Origin of the sequence: Falsirhodobacter xinxiangensis, assembly GCF_004959935.1 — a bacterium.
GTDB classification, from domain to species: Bacteria; Pseudomonadota; Alphaproteobacteria; order Rhodobacterales; family Rhodobacteraceae; genus Falsirhodobacter; species Falsirhodobacter xinxiangensis.
This window is the reverse complement of record NZ_SMYN01000004.1, coordinates 176,113-194,033: the sequence shown is the minus strand read 5'-3', so window position 1 is coordinate 194,033 and position 17,921 is coordinate 176,113. Positions and strand designations below refer to the sequence as shown.

The following is a 17,921-nucleotide window of genomic DNA, read 5'->3' as shown; positions in this document are numbered from 1 at the left end:
GATGCGTGATTCTCAAAGCGCGATGACGTCCACCGCCTGCACCGTCCGCTGCCGCCCCGAGATGCGCAGGACCCCCGCCACCGGGGCGACGTCGCCGTAATCGCGCCCATGCGCGACGGCGATGTGATCCTGCGCGGCGAAACAGTCATTGGTCGGGTCGAACTCCACCCACCCTTCGGCGGCACCGCACCATGCGCGAACCCAAGCGTGCATCGCATCGGCCCCTTCGAGCCGCGCCTGCCCCGCCGGCGGCAGCGTGCGCAGAAACCCCGAGACATAGCCCGCCGGGATGCCGATGCCGCGCAGCCCCGCAATCATGATCTGGGCGAAATCCTGACAAACGCCGCGCCGCGCCGCGAAGGATTCGGCGGGCAACGTGTCCACCGTCGTCGCCCGCGCATCGAAGCTCATGTCGCGGTGAAGCGCATGGCCCAGCCCCTCGACCACCGCGCGGACCGATCCCGCCTGCTGCGCGGCATAGGCGGTGATCGCCTCCACCGCTGCGATCCGGGGCGAGTCCGCGATGAAATGCAATGGCGAGTCCGGCCCCAGATCGCGCAGCGCCGCCAGTTCCGCCGCCAGTGCCTCCAGCGGCGGAGAGGTGTCGATCCCCGGCCCCATCGCCAGACGTTCGACCACCGCCGTCCCGGTGAAGACGATGCGCGAATGATCCGCCGCAAGCGCGATGGCGGTGGCGGCATTGCCGAAGAAATCCGTGAACTCGGCCCGTTCCGACGGGCGCGGGCTGATCGCCAGCGCGCTTTGCCGCACGGTCTGGACACCCGGTATATGCGCCGGAAGCAGCCGCAGCAGGTGCCGCCCGGCCATCGCCGGGCTGTCGTAATCATAGGTGATCGAAAGCCGGACCTGATACAGCATCAGCGCAGATACCCTTCGGCCAGAAGGTCCGACAGCGACCAGATGCGGTCCCGAAGGTCCCACAACGCAGCACTGTCCAGCGCCTCGGGCACCTCGGTCGCAAGGCGGGTATGGGCGCGCAGGACGGCGCGGCGCAGCGGGTCCATGCGCTCGGCCTCGGGCAGAAGCGCGACCTGTTCGCGGATGCCGTCCAGCTGGAACATCACCGCGCGCGGGTTCGCCCCGTCCAGCGCCAGAAGGTCGATCACGCTTTCGCGCCGCGTGACGGGCGTCCGGGCGCGATGGGCCATGACGCTGTCGCCCACCTCGATCGCAAGGTCCAGCGCGCCTTCGGGGGCCGACGGGTCCGCCAGCACCGCCAGCACCGACGCCATCCCCGCCGCGCGTTCGTGAAACCGCCCCAGTTCCAGAAACCGCCAGCCGGTGAAGCGATACATGTTCTCCTGCACCAGCCCCGAGAACCCCGTCAGCTTGCGCAGCAGCGTGGACAGCGCCCGCGCCGCATCATCACCGGGGGCCACCTTTTGTGACAGGCTGCGCATGGTCCGGTCCAGATCGGTCAGCGCCGACCACCCATCCGGGGACAGCCTGTCGCGCAACTGCCCCGCCGCGCGCAGCGACGGCGCGATCAGCCCGCCGGGAATGCCCTGCTCGGGCGCCAGTCCCGCCAGCAACGGGTCCATCGCCGCCAGAAGCGGCGCGCGGCGGTCCCCCATCTCGGCCAGCCGCACGTTCCATGCACGCAGCAGGCGCATCGTCCCCTCGGCCCGTTCGACATAGCGGCCCAGCCAGAACAGGTTGTCCGCCGCGCGGGTCGGCAGCACGGGCGGCATCGTGCGGACATAGGGCGCGCCCAGCGGCATCATCGTATCCGCCGCGACCCGCCCCGCCGACATCACCCAGACATCTGCCGCCGCTCCGCCCTTCTGCATGGCGATGGCGGCGGTATCGGCGGTCCGCCCGATCCGCGCGAACCCGCCCGGCATCGTGCGCCAACCATCCGGCGTGCGGACAAGAAACACCCGCAGGCTCATCGGGCGCGGCACCAGTGCGCCGTCGATGAAAGCGGGCGTGGTCGAAAGCCGCACCGGCTCCTGCCCGGCCAGCATCATGGGATCGCCGCCGGTCACGGGCGGATCGTCGAACGGCTGGCGCGTGGACAGCGCGGGCGAGATGACCATCTGCTCCGCAGGCCGCCCTTCGCCGAACCACCATGTCCTGACGTTCGGCAGGATCAGGTCCTGCCCCAAGGCCTTGGCGATGCGCGGCAGGAACGCCATCAGCGCCCGCGTCTCCAGCACGCCCGACCCAAGCGCGTTGACCATGGTGAACGAGCCCTTGCGCAGCGCCTCGACCATCCCCGGCGTGCCAAGGCGCGATCCAGCCTCCAGCTCCAGCGGGTCGGCCCAGGCGCCGTCCATCCGCCGCCACAGCGTCGTGATCGGCTTCAGCCCGGAAACGGTGCGCACCATCAGCCGTCCGCCGCTGACCGCCAGATCCTCGCCCTGAAGCAGCATCAGGCCAAGATACCGCGCGATATAGGCATGTTCGTAATAGGTGTCGGTCAGCGGCCCCGGCGTCAGGATCGCGGCATTCCCCTCCAGCGCCCCCCGAAAGCTGCGGAAGAACCCGGCAAGACGGTGGACATGCGCCTCGGCATAGAAGTCCGAGAAGGTCCGCGCGGTGGCGACCCGGTTTTCCAGCGCGAACCCCGCACCTGACGGCGCTTGCGTCCGGTCGCCCAGCACCCACCAGCCACCATCCGCCCCGCGCCCGACGTCGAAGGCCAAGAGGTGCAGGTGATGCCCGCCGCGTGGCGGAACGCCGACCATCGGGCGCAACCATTCGGGGCTTTGCGCGATCAGGCTGGCGGGGATATGCCCCTCGGTCACCAGACGCGCGGGGCCGTAAAGGTCGGCCATCACCGCCTCCAGCAGATCGGCCCGCTGCGCCAGACCCGCCGCCAGCGCGTCCCACTCGCCCTCGTCCACCAGCACGGGCACATGGCTCAGCGGCCAGTCCCGTTCGTCTGATCCGGCACCGTCATATTGGCGAAAGAACACGCCCGCATCGCGCAGATACTGATCGCCGCGCGCAAAACGCTGCGCCCGCTCGTCGGGTGACAGGCCCGCCAGATGCCGGGCGAAACCGCGCCACAGGGGGCGAACTTCGCCCCCTTCCATCATCTCGTCCCGCACGCCGGGAAACGGGCGATACCCGGCAATCGGATCGGTCAAAGCCCACCCCGGCGCCGCAGGTCCAGCGTCAGCGGAAAGTCGGGATGCGCGCGTTCGGGCTGCGGGTTGAACCGTCCCGGCGTGTGGCCATGCGGCGCAAAGCGGGCAAGACGGCGAGCCTCGGCCTCGTTCCCGTTGACCGGGAAGGTGTCGTAGTTGCGCCCGCCCGGATGCGCGACGTGATAGGTGCAGCCGCCAAGGCTGCGCCCCGACCAGCGATCATAGATGTCGAAGGTCAGCGGCGCATCGACAGCCAGCACCGGATGCAGCGCCGATGCCGGCTGCCACGCCTTGAACCGCACCCCCGCGACCGACACGCCCGCCACGCCCGATGGCGCAAGCGGCACCAGCCGCCCGTTGCAGGTCACCGCGTGGCGCGACGGGTCCAGCGTCGTCAGCTTCACCTGCAACCGCTCGGTCGAGCTGTCGGTGTAGCGCACGGTGCCGCCGATGGCCCCGGTTTCGCCCAGCACATGCCAAGGCTCCAGCGCCTGACGCAGTTCCAGATGCACGCCCTGCGTCTCCACCTCGCCGCAGAAGGGGAAGCGGAACTCGGCCTGCGCCTCGAACCAGTCGGACCGCAAGGGGAAGCCCGCCTGCGCCAGATCGGCCAGCACATCGCGAAAATCGGCCCAGACGTGATGCGGCAGCATGAAACGGTCGTGCAGCGTCGTGCCCCAGCGGGTCAGATCGCCCTGCAAGGGATCGTGCCAGCACCGCGCGATGATGGCGCGGATCAGAAGCTGCTGGGCAAGCGACATGCGCGGGTCCGGCGGCATCTCGAAGCCCCGGAACTCGACCAGCCCCAGCCGCCCCGTCGGCCCGTCGGGGGAATAAAGCTTGTCGATGCAGATCTCGGCCCGGTGGGTGTTGCCGGTCACATCCGTCAGCAGATTTCGCAGCAGGCGGTCGGTCAGCCACGGAAAGACGGGCCGCTCGCGCGTGATCTGGTCCAGCGCGATCTCCAGCTCATACAGGCTGTCATGCCGCGCCTCGTCGATACGGGGGGCCTGCGACGTCGGGCCGATGAACAGGCCCGAGAACAGATAGGACAGGCTCGGATGTCGGTTCCAATAGAGGATCAGGCTTTTCAGCAGGTCCGGGCGGCGCAGGAAGGGGCTGTCGGCCACCGTCTCTCCGCCCACGACGACATGGTTGCCGCCGCCCGTGCCGGTATGCTTTCCGTCCAGCATGAACTTCTCGGCCCCAAGGCGGGACTGGCGGGCATCCTCGTAGACGCCGTTGGTGATGGCCACGCAATCGTCCCAGCTGTGGGCCGGGTGGATGTTCACCTCGACCACGCCGGGATCGGGGGCGACGCGGATCACGTTCAGCCGCGCATCCTGCGGCGGGGCATAGCCTTCGACGTGGATGGGCAGACCGATGCGCTTGGCCGCAGCCTCGGCCGCGCGCAGCAGGTCAAGATAGTCTTCCAGCAGCGGCGTCGGCGGCATGAAGACGCAAAGCCGCCCGTCCCGCGCCTCGACCGACAGGGCGGTGCGGACGGCGCCCTGCACCTCGGCCTGCGTGATCTGGGGCTGCGGCGGGGTGGCGACGAAACTCGCCAGCGGCTGCGTGCGCCGCCCGCCCTCGGGCGCGGAGGCCACCGGCAAAGGCGGCTGCACCACCGACGTATCGACTGGGTTGATATACGGATATTGCGACGCAGGCACATGCGGCAGCGAATCCAACGGCAGCCGATACCCCACTGCCGAATCCCCCGGCACGAGGAACATATGCCCCCGCCGCAGCGCCCAGCGTTCCGACCGCCACGCCCGCCGCGCCTTGGCCTGCCACGCCTGCACCGGCAGCACGAACCCCGCCGGAACGGTCAGGCCGCGGCTGAAGACGGTGGCGATCCGGTGGCGTGCCTCGGGGTCGTCCAGCTTGCTGTCCTCGGGGGTCACGTTGCCGGGCAGGCGCTGTTCGCGCAGCAGCCATTCGGCGGGGTCCTCGAAGGCGGGGATGACGTTTTCTTCGGGCAGGTCCAGTTCTGCCGCGATTTCCCGCAGCAGTTCCTGCGCCTCCAGCGGGCCGGCAGTCGAGGCGCCTTCGGACGCGATCAGCGCCGGGTCGTGCCAGATCGGATGCCCATCCTTGCGCCAATACAGCGAAAAGGTCCAGCGCGGCAGCGTTTCCCCCGGATACCATTTGCCCTGCCCGTAGTGCAGGAAGCCCCCCGGCGCGAAACGGTCGCGCAATTTGCGGATCATCGTATCGGCAAAGCCGCGCTTGGTCGGGCCGGTCGCGCCGGTGTTCCACTCCGCCGCCTCGAAATCGTCGATGGATACGAAGGTCGGCTCGCCCCCCATCGTCAGGCGCACATCGCCCGCGCGCAAACTGGCATCCACCTTGCGGCCCAGCGCGTCCAGCTCCGCCCAAGCCTCGTCGCTGAAGGGTTTGGTGATGCGCGGATGTTCGGCCACGCGATCCACGCGCATGTCGAAATCGAACGTCACCTCGGGCGTGCCTGCCGCGGAAAACCCGCCCGAGATCGGCGCGGCATTGCGGTAATGCGGCGTCGCGGCCAGCGGGATGTGGCTCTCGCCCGCCAGCAGCCCCGATGTCGCGTCCAGCCCGATCCACCCCGCGCCCGGCAGATACACCTCGGCCCAGGCGTGAAGGTCGGTGAAATCCACCTCGGTCCCCGAAGGCCCGTCCAGCGCCTGCAGGTCCGGCTTCAACTGGATCAGGTATCCCGACACGAAGCGCGCGGCCAATCCCAGATGCCGCAACACCTGCACCAGCAGCCACGCAGAGTCGCGGCACGACCCCTTCGCCGCCGCCAATGTCTGCTCGGGGTCCTGCACCCCCGGCTCCATGCGGATGACATAGCCGACCTCGGACGCGATGCGCGCGTTCAGACCGACGACGAAATCCACCGTCCTGACGGCCTCGCGCGGGATGCTGTCCAGAAAGCCCTGCAAAAGCGGCCCGGCAGGTTCGGGCGTGCTGTAGATGGACAGGTCCGCCGCGATGTCCGCCGGATAGGCGAAGGGCCAGACCTCGGCGCTTTCCTCGACGAAGAAGTCGAACGGGTTATAGACGGTCATGTCCGCGATCAGATCGACCTCGATCTTCAATTCCGTCACCGGCTCGGGGAAGACGAAGCGGGCAAGCCAGTTGCCGTAAGGGTCCTGCTGGTGATTCACGAAATGGCCAGCCGGGCTGACCTTCAGCGAATGGGCCAGAACACCGGTGCGCGAATGGGGCGCCGGGCGCAGGCGGATCACCTGCGGGCCAAGCATGACCGGGCGGTCGTAACGGTAATGGGTCAGGTGGTGGATACTGGCCTTGATCGACATCGCCCCCTCGCTGCAATTCCGGTTCAGGCTTTCACAGAAAGGCTTCGCGCAACAACATCTTTCGCGCTGGCCCGCCCCCTTTGCGGGCATCTGCCCAAGGTTCAGGCAACCTCGGCCAGCGGCAGGACGACGCGGACGGTCGTGCCCCGGTCCGGCACGGTGTCCAGCGCGATGCTTCCCTCCATCATCTCGACCAATCCGCGGACGATGGACATGCCCAGCCCCGTGCCGCCAAAGCGCCGGGTGGTCGATCCGTCGGCCTGCTCGAACTCGTCGAAGATGCGGGCGGCCTGTTCGCCCGTCATGCCGATGCCGGTATCGGCAACCTCGATCACCAGCGGGCCGCCCGGTGGACAGGCGAAGGTGACCGAGACCTCCCCCTCCTCGGTGAACTTCACTGCGTTGGAGACGAGGTTCTGCATGATCTGCATCACCCGCTGCTGATCGCCCAGCCTGGGTCGGTCTGCCGCGCCCGAGGTGAAGACGTCGAAGGCAAGCCCCTTCGCCTCGGCCCGGTGGATGTGCAGCTCCTCCACCCGGGCGGCGAGGGCGTCGGGGCGGAAGGGTTCGATGTTCAGGGGCAGCTTGCCAGCCTCGATCTTGGACATGTCCAGAAGGTCGTTCAGGATGTTCAGCAGCATCTCGCCCGAACGGCGGATGGTATCCAGCTTGCGGCGGTGGTCGGGGTCGGACACGCTGCGGTCCAACAGGTCGGCCATGCCCAGAACGCCGTTGAGGGGGGTGCGGATCTCGTGCCCCATATTGGCAAGGAATCGGGATTTCGCGCGGCTGGCCGCCTCGGCCCGCTCGACCGCGGCGCGCAACTCCTCCTCGGCGGCATAGGATTCGGTGATGTCGTCCAGCGACACCACGATCTTCGCCTCCATTCCCGGATTGTTCAGCGGCGCCACGTTGCAGGAGATGACGCGCCGCGTCCCGTCGGGCCGCACGAAGGACGACCGATGCGCGCGGATCTTTCGCCCCTCGGCCAGCGCGACGTTCAACTGATCGATGGTGATAAGGTCCGTGCCGTCGTCGATATGCACGACTTCAAGAATCGGATCGCTGTAGCTGAGCGCGCGAAGCTCCGGCAGGGTCGCTTGCATGATGCGTTCCGCCTCGCGGTTGGCGAAGACGACGCGGCCGTCCGCATCCATCGCGACGATCCCCGACATCGAGGTTTCCATCAGCGTCGAAAGGTAGTCCCGTTCGGCCAGCAGCGCGGCGGTCAGATAACGGCGTTCCGTCACGTCGATCATCGACAGAACCCAGCCCATGCGGGCGCGTGCATGGTCCAGCGGCTTTTCGACGGGCGTGATGCGCAGGTCGAAATGGCGCATGTCCACCTGCATCGCCCGCCCGGTGATCGCGCCCTTGCGTTGCAGCACGTCCGCGACGCAGTGGCCCAGCACGCGCACGCGCGTCACGTCGCCGCCAACCGGGGGCAGGTCTGCGAACATGCGCTGCGCCTCGGGGTTGGCCCCGGCAAGGCAGCCATGCACGTCGATCACCACGATCGGGTCCGAGGTGTTGTAGAACAGCAGATCCTTGGCGATGGCGTTGATGTCCATCATCTGGTTGTTCAGCACCATCCACGCGATGATCATCAGGCTGGTGGCGAACAGGAACGGCGTCGGGTCCACGCCATAGATGGTGAAGCCCCCCGCCAGATAGGCGACGTTGCCCGCCACCGGCAGCGCGGTGATCGACAGCATCGCAAGGAAGAAGGCCCGATACCGCCGATGCGCGCGCATGGCGCCCGCGATGGCCACCATGACCCCCGCCCCAAGAAAGGCATAGCTGGAGGCACAGGCGATATAGAACAGCACCCCATAGGTATAGATCGCCGAGATCCGCCCATTCGCCAGCCCGAGCCGCGTGTCGGAGGTGTAGAATGCCTGATGCCAGCCATTCGTCACCACGGCAAGCGCCACCAGAAGCGGCGCGGCGATCAGGACCGCGCGCCGCCATCCCGGCTTTCTCGCAGGCTCGCCAAAGGCATAATCGGCAAGGAACATCGCCCATGTCATCGGCACGAGCTGGATCGCGGGCCACGAGGCCTTGGCCCAGAACATCTTGCAATCGAGCATGACCGACATCAGCTCCATCGCCGATGTTCCAAGCCAGAAGATCGAGGTGATCATCCCGATGATGAAGTATTCCTTGCCGAAGAAATAAGGCTGGCTGCGGACCACGCGCGCCAGCGCAAGCTGTCCGGCCATGATCGCGAGCGTCAGAACCACCGGCGCGTCGGGTGGGGAAAGCGTGAGGCAGGCCATCATGCCAGAAGACCGCGCACCCGCAGGATCAGATCCTCGTGGCGCAGGGGTTTGGCAAGATGCCCGTCGAAACCGCCTGCCAGATATTCCTCGATCTGATGGGCCATCGCATTGGCGGTCACGGCAAGCGCGGGCGTCCGGCACCCGGACGCGCGGATCGCGCCAAGCGCCTCGCCCCCCTCCATCCCTGGCATGGCGATGTCCAGAAGCAGAAGATCATAGTCGCGCGACAGCGCCATCGTCACTGCGGCGCGGCCGCTGTCGGCGGAATCGACCTGCGCGCCCGCACCCGCAAGCATCTCGGTCAGGATCAGACGGTTCGTCGCGCTGTCGTCGGCGACCAGAAAACGGCGGCCCTGAAGCCGAACGTCGGGGGGCATCTGCTCGCGCGGGACGTCGTCCACCACCGGCTCGGGCAGGGGCAGGGTCAGGCGCAGCATCCGGCCCGTCCGTTCGGCCGCACCGCCCAGCGCGGACAATTCAGGCTCCACCGCCACGTCGGCCTCCAGCTCGGCGATGACGGGGCGGCCTGCCCGCGCGGTCAGTTTCACCGGGCCGGCATCCAGAAGTCTGGTCATCAGCCGCGCAAAGGTCGCTTCATCCCCGATGCGCGGCGCTTCGCACCCTAGGCTGACACGCAGCCGCCCCTGATCGCCCGCGACCTTTCGGGCGACGACGGCCGGGCTGAAGGGGTGCAAGGGCGGAGCGTTCTGCATCGGGCGGATTCCTGGGCTGCATCATTGTGCAGCACATGTCTTACCGTGCAGTAAAGCCGCCGCAAAGCAAAACGCCGCCCGGATCGCACCGGACGGCGTTTTGCAACGATTTTCAGACCAGCGCCGCGTCCAGCGTGATTTCGGCATTCAGCAGCTTGGACACCGGGCAGCCCGCCTTTGCCTCGGCAGCCAGCTTCTGGAACTCGGCCTCGTCGATGCCGGGGATGCTGGCCTTCAGCGTCAGCTTCACGCGCGGGATGACGAAACCGCCATCCGCCTGTTCCAGATCCACCGCCGAAGTGGCTTCAAGGCTGTCGGCGGTATAGCCCGCCTGGCCAAGGATGTTCGACAGCGCCATGCTGAAGCATCCGGCATGGGCCGCGCCGATCAGCTCCTCGGGGTTGGTGCCCTTGACGCCCTCGAACCGCATGGCAAAGCCATAGGGGTGGCCATCCAGGGCCCCGCTTTCGGTAAAGATCTGACCCTTGCCGTCTTTCAGCCCGCCCGACCATTTGGCCGAACCCTTGCGCGTGATTGCCATGAAAGCCTCCGTTCGCTGCTTCGCGACAGGCAGCTAGCACCAGGGCGCGCCCTTTCAAGCGCGCGGCTCGTCCCCCGTCCGGGTGCCGGTCTTGGTGATGATCCGCGCGGCATGACGGCCCGACATCAGCGTCCACAGCCAGTTCCACGCGACCACGATCCGGCTTTGCGTGTCGATCAGGAAAAAGATGTGCGCGATGCCCCAGACCCACCACGCAAGCCAGCCTTTCATCTTGACGCGGCCCATCTTCACCACGGCGGCGAAACGCCCGATGGTCGCCAGATCGCCCTGATGGCGATAGGTGAAAGGCGCGGGTTCGGGCTTGCCCACCACGCGGGCATAGATGGTCTTGGCGACATGGCTGCCCATCTGCTTGGCGGCGGGGGCGATGCCGGGAACGGTCTTACCGTCCGTCCAGTCCACCGCGACCGTATCGCCCACGGCAAAGATGTCGTCATGCCCCGGCACCAGCAGATCGCGGCCCAGCTTGATCCGGCCCGCGCGGTCTGCCTCGACCCCCAACCATTTCGCGGCAGGGGATGCGGCGACGCCCGCCGCCCAGACCACGGTGCCGCAGGGGATTTCCTCGTCCCCGACCTTGACGAAGCCCGCGCCGATGTCGGACACGTTGCGGCCCAGCATCACCTCGACCCCGCGCCGTTGCAGCGCACCGCGCGTATATTCCGAAAGGTCCTCGGGGAAGGCACCCAGCACGCGCTTTGCCCCCTCGATCAACAGGACGCGGGCCTTGCGCGTGTCGATGTTGCGGAAGTCGCGCCAGATCGTGCGTTTGGTCAGATCGGCGATGATGCCCGAAAGCTCCACCCCCGTCGGTCCGCCGCCGATCACGGCAAAGGTCAGAAGCTGCGCGCGCTTCGCCTCGTCCGGTTCCTTTTCCGCCAGTTCCAGCGAGGTCAGGATCTTGCGGCGAAGCGAGATGGCGTCGTCCACCGTCTTTAGGCCCGGCGCGAATTGGGCCCATTGGTCATTGCCGAAATAGGAATGCTGCGCCCCGGTCGCGAGGATCAGATAATCGTAGCCGATCCGCTGCCCGTCATCGACCATCACCTCGCGCGCCACCGTATCGACGCCTTCGACCTTGGCCATCATGACCGTCACATCCTCGCGCCCGCGCAGCATCAGGCGAAGGGGCCATGCCACCTCGGCGCTGGACAGGATGGTGGAGGCGACCTGATACAGCAAAGGCTGGAACAGGTGGTGGTTGCGCTGGTCGATCAGGGTAATCTTCACCCCCGCGCCCTTCAGGTCGGACACCGCCTGATAGCCGCCAAATCCACCACCAACGACAACGACATGTTTCATTGCGACATTCCCCGCGCTTCGTGGGGGAACGCATCCAACATCCAAACAGGCATTGCCAGCGACAATTTGTCCTAGTGCCAGTCGAAGAAATCCGACGGGGCGCAGCTGCGAAGTTCGGCGGCAAGGTCTGCGCCCATCTTGGCGGCATCGGCGATCGCGCCGCGCCGTTCGGATGCGATCACCTCGGTGCCATCGGGGCGCAGGATCTCTCCGCGCAGCCAAAGCCCGCCTTCAAGCAATGCCAGCCCGGCGATGGGCGTCTGGCACGACCCGTCCAGCGCGGCAAGGAACGCCCGCTCTGCCGCCAGCCGATGCCCGGTGGGTGCGTCGTGGATCGCGGCCAGCAGCCGGGCGGCAAGATCGTCGCCGCTGCGGCGTTCGATGCCAATGGCGCCTTGGGCGACGGCGGGCAGCATATCCTCGGGGGCGATTGCGCTTTGGCCGACCTGCATCGACAGCCGGTTCAGACCCGCCATCGCAAGGAAGGTCGCCCGCGCCACCCCGTCTTCCAGCTTTTTCATCCGGGTCTGTAGGTTGCCACGGAATTCGACCACCGACAGGTCGGGACGACGATGCAGAAGCTGCGCGCGGCGGCGCAGGGACGATGTGCCGACCACCGCGCCCTGCGGCAGGTCCGCGATCCCGCGATCGGTCAGCGCGACGAAAGCATCGCGCACATCCTCGCGCGGAAGATAAGTGTCGAGGAGCAGCCCGTCCGGCTGGGCCACCGGCATGTCCTTCATGGAATGGACGGCGATGTCGATGCCGCCGTCCAGCAAGGCTTCCTCGATTTCCTTGGTGAACAGGCCCTTGCCGCCCGCCTCGCGCAAGGCGCGGTCCTGGATGCGGTCGCCAGAGGTCTTGATCGGGACGATCTCGAACGCCTCGCGCGGCAAGCCATGCGCGGTGGCAAGGCGGGCTGCCGTCTCGTGCGCCTGTGCCAGCGCAAGGGGCGATCCGCGCGTGCCGATCTTGAGGGGGCGATCCGGGGTGGGCATCTGTTCCATGCGCCCCACCTAGCCCGGAACGCGCCTTGACAGCAAGGGACGGGCTGGCCACACGGGGCGAAAGGAGAACCACATGAGCGACAAGACCATCCTGCGCGCCCTCCGGGGCGAGGTGCTTCCCACGCCCCCCGTGTGGATGATGCGGCAGGCGGGGCGCTATCTGCCCGAATACCGCGCGACGCGGGCGAAGGCGGGCGATTTCCTGTCGCTGTGCTACAACCCGGAACTCGCCGCCGAGGTGACGCTGCAACCGATCCGCCGTTACGGTTTCGACGCGGCGATCCTGTTTGCGGACATCCTGCTGATTCCGCAGGCGCTTGGGCAGGAATTGTGGTTCGCGACCGGCGAAGGCCCGCGCCTGACGCCGGTGGCTGGCGCGGAGGGCCTGCGGGCGGCGGATGCGGTCCATGACACGCTGTCGCCGGTCTATGAGACGATCCGCGTCCTGCGGCGCGAACTGCCGCCCCAGACGACGCTGATCGGGTTCGCGGGCGCGCCTTGGACGGTCGCCACCTATATGGTCGCGGGGCGCGGCACGCCGGATCAGGGGCCGGCGCATCTGCTGAAGGATACCGACCGTGCGGCGTTCACGGGGCTGATCGACCGCGTGACCCAAGCGACGGTGGAATACCTGTCGGCGCAGGTCGATGCGGGCGCCGAGGTCATCAAGCTGTTCGACAGCTGGGCCGGATCGCTGAAGGGCGCGGATTTCGACGATTTCGCGCTGACCCCGGCGCGGACGATCATCGCGGAACTGAAACGCCGCCATCCAGGCATCCCGGTCATCGCCTTCCCGCGTGAGGCGGGGGAACGCTATGTCGGTTTCGCAAGGGCGGTGGGCGCGGATTGCCTTGCGGTGGACAATTCCGTCTCGCCCGAATGGGCGGCACAGTTGCAGGCGGATGGCTGCGTGCAGGGGAACCTCGCGCCGCATCATCTGGTGAACCCCGAGCGGCTGGAGGAGGAGACTGCGCGTGTGGTCGAAGCCTTCCGCGGCGGGCCGCATATCTTCAACCTCGGCCACGGGATCACGCCGGATGCGGACCCGGACAACGTCGCGCGGATGATCGAGGCGATCCGGCGGAGGCGCTGACGCGCCAAGCCTTTCGCCTCGCCTCCGCTATCGCTCCGGCTCAGTGTGCGGGGATCTGCACGGGGTCCATTAGGCCCCTGCCCCCGTCCAGCGCGATGACCTGTCCGGTCATGAAACCCGACGCGTCCGAGGCGAGGTATTGCACCGTCTCCACCAGTTCCGACGCCTCGGCCACGCGGCCGAGGGGCGTGGCGGCAGTGATGCGTTCGCGGAAGTCGGGATGGTCGCGCAGCACAGATTGCAGGCTGGCGCTGAGGACCGACCCCATCGCGATCGAATTGACCCGGATGCCCTTCGGCGCAAGGGCCACGGCCAGCGAACGGGTCATCTGGTCCTGCGCGGCGCAGGCGATGGAATAGCCCAGCAGCTCCGGCTGCGCCCGATGCGCGGCGATGGAGGAGATGTTGACGATCGAGCCGATCGAGCCTTCGCGGCCCGCTTTCGCTGCCATCGCGATCATCCGTTTCGCCGTAAGCTGGCTGACCCGCAGCGAGGCGAGGAGGTTCTGGTGCAGCATCGCTTCCACCTGATCCTCGTCGGGGTTCAGCGGATCGGACAGAGCGATCTGGCGGCTGGCATTCACAAGGATGTCGATGCGGTCGAAGGCATCGACGGTGGCCGACAGCAGGTTGGTGACCGTCAGCTTTTCACGCAGGTCGCCGGTGAACATGCGGATCTGGCCTTCGGCGCGGGCGGCATCGCCGATCTCGGCCTCCAGCTTGGCCTCGTCCATGTCCACGAACATCACGTTCGCGCCCTTGCCGACCAGATGCTGGGCGATGGCAAGTCCGATGCCGCAGGCGGCGCCGGTGACGATGGCGGTCTTTCCTTCGACGGAAAAGCTCATGCGCGACGCTCCTTGATCGGGCCGGTGGCGCGGATCACGCGGAAGGCGCTGTCGCCAGCAATCTCCTCATGTTCGCGGAAGGTGGCGGCAAGCGTGTCGCGATAGGGCAGATGGCGGTTGGCGACCAGCCAGAGGGTGCCGTCGGAGGCAAGCATTCGGGCAGCAGCCTTGACGAATGCCATGCCGAGCGCCGGATCAGCCTCGCGCGTGGTGTGGAAGGGCGGATTGCACACGACATGGGCAGCAAGGCCCAGCGGCTTCCACGACAGCGCATCGGCCCAGTGAAAGCTGCACGTCTCGGCGGGCAGGTTCGCTCGGGCGCAGTCCAGTGCGGCCGCCTCGGCCTCGACCACATCCACCGATTTCGCGCCGCGTTCCAGCGCCGCACGCGACAGATAGCCCCAGCCCGCGCCAAGATCGATCACCCGACCCTTCAGCTTCGGCAAGGCAGCCGCCAGTAGCACCGATCCGCGATCCGGCCCATCGGCGGAGAACACGCCCGGCACGGTGCGGAAGCCTTCCACCTCGGTCGGTTGGGCGGCCCAGTCCGAAACATCGGCGGCAAAGGTGAACAGCTTGCCATGCGCCTTGATGACCGCATCGGACACCTCGCCCCGCGCCCGCAGCTCCTTCATGATCGAATCGATGCCGTCGGTCTTCTGCCCGTCCACGATGGCCAGCGGCGCCTTCGCCGCTTCGGCCAGCAGCGCGCGGGCTTCGGCCTTGGACCGCGACAGGCAGACCAGCACGGCGGCATGACCCTCCCCGGCCTCGGTCGCGACGCGATAGCCGCGGGCGGCGAAATGGTCGTGGTCGGGCTTGAACCCCTGCACCACCAGCAGCCGGTCCTTCGGCAGTGCCGACAGATCATCCCCGGCGCGCGGGCGCAGGACCGCGATCGTGCCGCTTTCGGGCAGCACCAATGCGCCGCTGTCCAGCGCGGCCTCCAGACGGGCGGAACGCATGTCTTACTCTTCTTTTTCCATGGTGCATTGCAGCGGATGCTGATGACGGCGGGCGAAATCCATCACCTGCGCCACCTTCGTCTCCGCCACCTCGTGGCTGAAGACGCCGACGACGGCCAGCCCCTTCTTGTGGACCGTCAGCATGATCTCGAACGACTGGGCATGGGACAGGCCGAAGAACCGTTCCAGCACATGCACCACGAATTCCATCGGGGTATAGTCGTCGTTCAGCAGCATTACCTTGTAAAGCGGGGGGCGCTGCGTCTTCGCCTTGGTCTTCGTCATGATGGACGAATCGTTGCCCGGTCCCTCGGGCGATCCGGTCATGGTATGGATGTGCGTCACCATAGGGGGAGGCCTTCGTCGGGTGCTAGGGGCAAGGCCTGCAATATAACGCAAAACGCGCCCGCGAAAAGGGGCACCCTTGCCAAGCCGCCTGCCCCGCGCCACCTTCGCCGCCAAGAGGTGACCCCATGTTGACGACCATTGGCTTCGATGCCGACGATACGCTTTGGCAGAACGAGGCGTTCTTCCGCCTGACTCAGGACAGATTCGCCGCGCTGCTGGCCGATTACGCCGCGCAGGATCACCTGTCCGAACGGCTTCTGGCGGCAGAGCGCGCGAATGTCGGGCGCTATGGATTCGGGATCAAGGGATTCGTCCTGTCGATGATCGAAACCGCGATCGAAGTGACCGAGGGCCGCGTCCCCGCCTCCGTCATCGCCGAGATCATGGCGGCCGGGCGCGAGATGCTGGAGCATCCGGTCGAATTGCTGCCCCATGCCCGAGAGGCAATCGAGACGCTGGCCGGCAACTACAAGGTGATTCTCATCACCAAGGGCGATCTGCTGGATCAGGAACGCAAGCTGGCCCAGTCCGGCCTTGGCGATCTGTTCCACGGGGTCGAAATCGTGTCCGACAAGACCGCCCCGGTGTATCAGCGGATCTTCGACCGCCACGGCGACGGTCCTGCGCGCGCGATGATGGTCGGAAACTCCATGAAATCGGATGTTCTGCCGGTGATCGACGCGGGCGGATGGGGCGTTCACGTGCCCCATGGCCTCGGCTGGGCGCTGGAGCAGGCCGACGCCCCCGTCGGGCATGAGCGGTTTCACGAACTGGCCGATCTTGGGGGTCTGGCGCAACTTGTGGATCACGTCACAAGCCTGACCACATCATCTGGTAAAAGCTGACGCAACGCGCCAAGGATGGCACGGAAACCCCTGAATCATGGGGGTTTTCGCATGGTTTCGCCTGTGCTAGCGTATTTACCTGACATAAAGCCCTCTCGGATAATGAAGGGGGCGGTCGAGGCAGGAACAAGGAACAGGCGACGTGAAATCGCTCGTGGGGCAGTTCGTCCGCAATTCACTGCTGATCGCCGTGATGTTTCTCACGGTGGCTACCGGCGCGCAGGCTGCGCCCTATGCCGCCCATGTGATGGACGCACGCACCGGCGAGACGCTTTATGCAAGCAATGCCGATACGCGGCTGCACCCAGCCTCGCTGACCAAGATGCTGACGCTGTATATCGCCTTTTCGGCCATCCAGCGGGGCGAGATCACGCTGGATACGATGGTGACCGTGTCGCGCAATGCGGCATCGAAGCCGCCTTCGCGTCTGGGCCTGCGCGCGGGGCAAAAGATCGCGCTGCGATACCTGATCCGTGCGGCAGCCGTGAAGTCAGCCAACGATGCCGCCAGCGCCATCGGCGACGCCTTGGGCGGGGATGAGGAATCCTTTGCCCAGATCATGAACCGCACCGCGAAATCGCTGGGCATGTCCAATTCCAGCTTTCGCAACGCGAACGGGCTGACGGCGTCGGGCCATCTGTCCACCGCGCGCGACATGTCCACGCTGGGCCGCCGCCTGTTCTTCGATTTCCCGCAATATTACAACATCTTCTCGCGCCGTTCGACCGATGCGGGCATGGCCGAGGTGGCGAACACCAACCGCCGCTTCCTTGACGCCTATGAGGGCGCGGACGGGATCAAGACCGGATACACCAACGCGGCGGGCTTCAACCTGACGGCTTCGGCCGTGCGCGGCAACAAGCGCATCATCGCAACCGTCTTCGGCGGCACCTCCACCGCGCAGCGCAACTCCAAGATGAAAGAGCTGCTGGACATCGGCTTCAACGAGGCGCCGCGCAACGCGCCCATCGTGCGGCCCGATGCGCCCGCCGCCGTGGCGTCGATCCCCATGGCCAGCGCCCCGGCCGAAACGGGCGGTGGAAGCGGGATGGCCGTCGCAAGCTCTCTGCGCCCGCGTCTGCGCCCCGGCAGCCCGGCCCCCGCCGCCGTCGCGCAGATCGAAAGCGCCGTCGCCGTGGCCGCCGCCGCACCGCCAGTGCCGCCCCCGGTCTCGCCCGGTGCGATCCAGGTCGCCGTCGCCGCAGCCGCCGCAGCCCCCATCCCGTTCGAGGTGATCCAGGAACGCGTCGCCGAGCCAGAGACGCCCGAAGTCGTCACCCGCATGTCCACCTCCGGCGGTCGGCACTGGGGCGTCAACGTGGGCCGCTACAACTCTCGCGGGGCGGCGGACCGAGCGCTGATGCAGATCGCCCTGTCGGAAAGCGCATCGCTGGAAGACGGGCTGCGCAAGATCGTGGAACGCGGCGGTGCCTATGACGCCAACTTCATGGGGCTGTCGCAGGATCAGGCCGACCTTGCCTGCCGCAGGTTGCGCGCCCGTTCGATGGAATGCTTCCCGATCGGCCCATGAGACCT

Annotated in this window: 14 protein-coding genes; 3 read left to right on the top strand and 11 right to left on the bottom strand. The window is 67.2% G+C overall.

What is annotated here, in order from left to right; translation table 11 throughout:
- Positions 1 to 12 precede the first annotated feature (12 nt).
- The 8 genes from E2K76_RS06835 to hemC form a co-directional block, all read right to left on the bottom strand.
- Entirely contained in the window at positions 13 to 879 is an 867-nt protein-coding gene (locus tag E2K76_RS06835; RefSeq protein WP_136683535.1) for a transglutaminase family protein, read from the bottom strand.
- A complete protein-coding gene (locus E2K76_RS06830) occupies positions 879 to 3,116 on the bottom strand; it encodes a circularly permuted type 2 ATP-grasp protein (RefSeq protein WP_394343929.1) in 2,238 nt (745 codons plus the stop codon). The genes E2K76_RS06835 and E2K76_RS06830 overlap by 1 nt, the downstream gene beginning before the upstream one ends.
- Positions 3,113 to 6,421 carry a transglutaminase family protein gene (locus E2K76_RS06825; RefSeq protein WP_136683534.1) on the bottom strand — a complete coding sequence of 1,103 codons (3,309 nt, stop codon included), beginning with the start codon at positions 6,419 to 6,421 and terminating at the stop codon, positions 3,113 to 3,115. The genes E2K76_RS06830 and E2K76_RS06825 overlap by 4 nt, the downstream gene beginning before the upstream one ends.
- A 101-nt stretch (positions 6,422 to 6,522) precedes the next feature.
- Positions 6,523 to 8,703 (bottom strand): sensor histidine kinase, encoded by a 2,181-nt coding sequence (locus tag E2K76_RS06820; protein WP_136683533.1) that lies wholly within the window; start codon positions 8,701 to 8,703, stop codon positions 6,523 to 6,525.
- Positions 8,700 to 9,416 carry a response regulator gene (locus E2K76_RS06815; RefSeq protein ID WP_136683532.1) on the bottom strand — a complete coding sequence of 239 codons (717 nt, stop codon included), beginning with the start codon at positions 9,414 to 9,416 and terminating at the stop codon, positions 8,700 to 8,702. Before E2K76_RS06815 ends, E2K76_RS06820 begins: the two co-directional genes overlap by 4 nt.
- A 112-nt stretch (positions 9,417 to 9,528) precedes the next feature.
- Positions 9,529 to 9,951, bottom strand: coding sequence for an OsmC family protein (locus E2K76_RS06810; RefSeq protein ID WP_281280711.1), 423 nt, complete (start codon positions 9,949 to 9,951; stop codon positions 9,529 to 9,531).
- 60 nt (positions 9,952 to 10,011) lie between these two features.
- On the bottom strand, positions 10,012 to 11,280 hold the full coding sequence (locus E2K76_RS06805; RefSeq protein WP_136683530.1) for an NAD(P)/FAD-dependent oxidoreductase: 1,269 nt from the start codon (positions 11,278 to 11,280) through the stop codon (positions 10,012 to 10,014).
- Between the two features lie 71 nt (positions 11,281 to 11,351).
- A complete protein-coding gene (hemC, locus tag E2K76_RS06800; protein WP_136683699.1) occupies positions 11,352 to 12,278 on the bottom strand; it encodes a hydroxymethylbilane synthase in 927 nt (308 codons plus the stop codon).
- Positions 12,279 to 12,360: 82 nt separating this feature from the next.
- On the opposite strand from hemC, the gene hemE reads away from it, so the two are divergent.
- On the top strand, positions 12,361 to 13,380 hold the full coding sequence (gene hemE / locus E2K76_RS06795; RefSeq protein ID WP_136683529.1) for a uroporphyrinogen decarboxylase: 1,020 nt from the start codon (positions 12,361 to 12,363) through the stop codon (positions 13,378 to 13,380).
- 40 nt (positions 13,381 to 13,420) lie between these two features.
- On the opposite strand, the gene E2K76_RS06790 is transcribed toward hemE, so the two are convergent.
- From E2K76_RS06790 to clpS, 3 genes are read right to left on the bottom strand one after another with little or no spacing between them, the layout of a single operon-like run.
- Positions 13,421 to 14,227, bottom strand: coding sequence for an SDR family NAD(P)-dependent oxidoreductase (locus tag E2K76_RS06790; RefSeq protein WP_136683528.1), 807 nt, complete (start codon positions 14,225 to 14,227; stop codon positions 13,421 to 13,423).
- The gene (locus tag E2K76_RS06785) at positions 14,224 to 15,192 is read right to left on the bottom strand and encodes a class I SAM-dependent methyltransferase (RefSeq protein WP_136683527.1); all 969 of its coding nucleotides are present in this window, start codon (positions 15,190 to 15,192) and stop codon (positions 14,224 to 14,226) included. The genes E2K76_RS06790 and E2K76_RS06785 overlap by 4 nt, the downstream gene beginning before the upstream one ends.
- Positions 15,193 to 15,195: 3 nt before the next feature.
- Complete coding sequence (clpS, locus tag E2K76_RS06780; RefSeq protein ID WP_394343932.1) at positions 15,196 to 15,519, bottom strand: ATP-dependent Clp protease adapter ClpS; 324 nt, start codon at positions 15,517 to 15,519, stop codon at positions 15,196 to 15,198.
- Between the two features lie 146 nt (positions 15,520 to 15,665).
- On the opposite strand from clpS, the gene E2K76_RS06775 reads away from it, so the two are divergent.
- Both E2K76_RS06775 and E2K76_RS06770 read left to right on the top strand, forming a co-directional pair.
- Positions 15,666 to 16,385 carry an HAD family hydrolase gene (locus tag E2K76_RS06775; protein WP_136683525.1) on the top strand — a complete coding sequence of 240 codons (720 nt, stop codon included), beginning with the start codon at positions 15,666 to 15,668 and terminating at the stop codon, positions 16,383 to 16,385.
- Between the two features lie 193 nt (positions 16,386 to 16,578).
- A complete protein-coding gene (locus E2K76_RS06770) occupies positions 16,579 to 17,916 on the top strand; it encodes a D-alanyl-D-alanine carboxypeptidase family protein (protein WP_136683698.1) in 1,338 nt (445 codons plus the stop codon).
- Positions 17,917 to 17,921: the final 5 nt, after the last annotated feature.

Excerpts from the sequence above, each read along its gene's own strand:
- E2K76_RS06835 (WP_136683535.1), bottom strand. The coding sequence starts at position 879 with ATGCTGTATCAGGTCCGGCTTTCGATCACCTATGATTACGACAGCCCG.
- E2K76_RS06825 (WP_136683534.1), bottom strand. The coding sequence starts at position 6,421 with ATGTCGATCAAGGCCAGTATCCACCACCTGACCCATTACCGTTACGAC.
- E2K76_RS06820 (WP_136683533.1), bottom strand. The coding sequence starts at position 8,703 with ATGATGGCCTGCCTCACGCTTTCCCCACCCGACGCGCCGGTGGTTCTG.
- E2K76_RS06815 (WP_136683532.1), bottom strand. The coding sequence starts at position 9,416 with ATGCAGAACGCTCCGCCCTTGCACCCCTTCAGCCCGGCCGTCGTCGCC.
- E2K76_RS06805 (WP_136683530.1), bottom strand. The coding sequence starts at position 11,280 with ATGAAACATGTCGTTGTCGTTGGTGGTGGATTTGGCGGCTATCAGGCG.
- hemC (WP_136683699.1), bottom strand. The coding sequence starts at position 12,278 with ATGCCCACCCCGGATCGCCCCCTCAAGATCGGCACGCGCGGATCGCCC.
- hemE (WP_136683529.1), top strand. The coding sequence starts at position 12,361 with ATGAGCGACAAGACCATCCTGCGCGCCCTCCGGGGCGAGGTGCTTCCC.
- E2K76_RS06790 (WP_136683528.1), bottom strand. The coding sequence starts at position 14,227 with ATGAGCTTTTCCGTCGAAGGAAAGACCGCCATCGTCACCGGCGCCGCC.
- E2K76_RS06785 (WP_136683527.1), bottom strand. The coding sequence starts at position 15,192 with ATGCGTTCCGCCCGTCTGGAGGCCGCGCTGGACAGCGGCGCATTGGTG.
- clpS (WP_394343932.1), bottom strand. The coding sequence starts at position 15,519 with ATGACCGGATCGCCCGAGGGACCGGGCAACGATTCGTCCATCATGACG.
- E2K76_RS06775 (WP_136683525.1), top strand. The coding sequence starts at position 15,666 with ATGTTGACGACCATTGGCTTCGATGCCGACGATACGCTTTGGCAGAAC.
- E2K76_RS06770 (WP_136683698.1), top strand. The coding sequence starts at position 16,579 with ATGTTTCTCACGGTGGCTACCGGCGCGCAGGCTGCGCCCTATGCCGCC.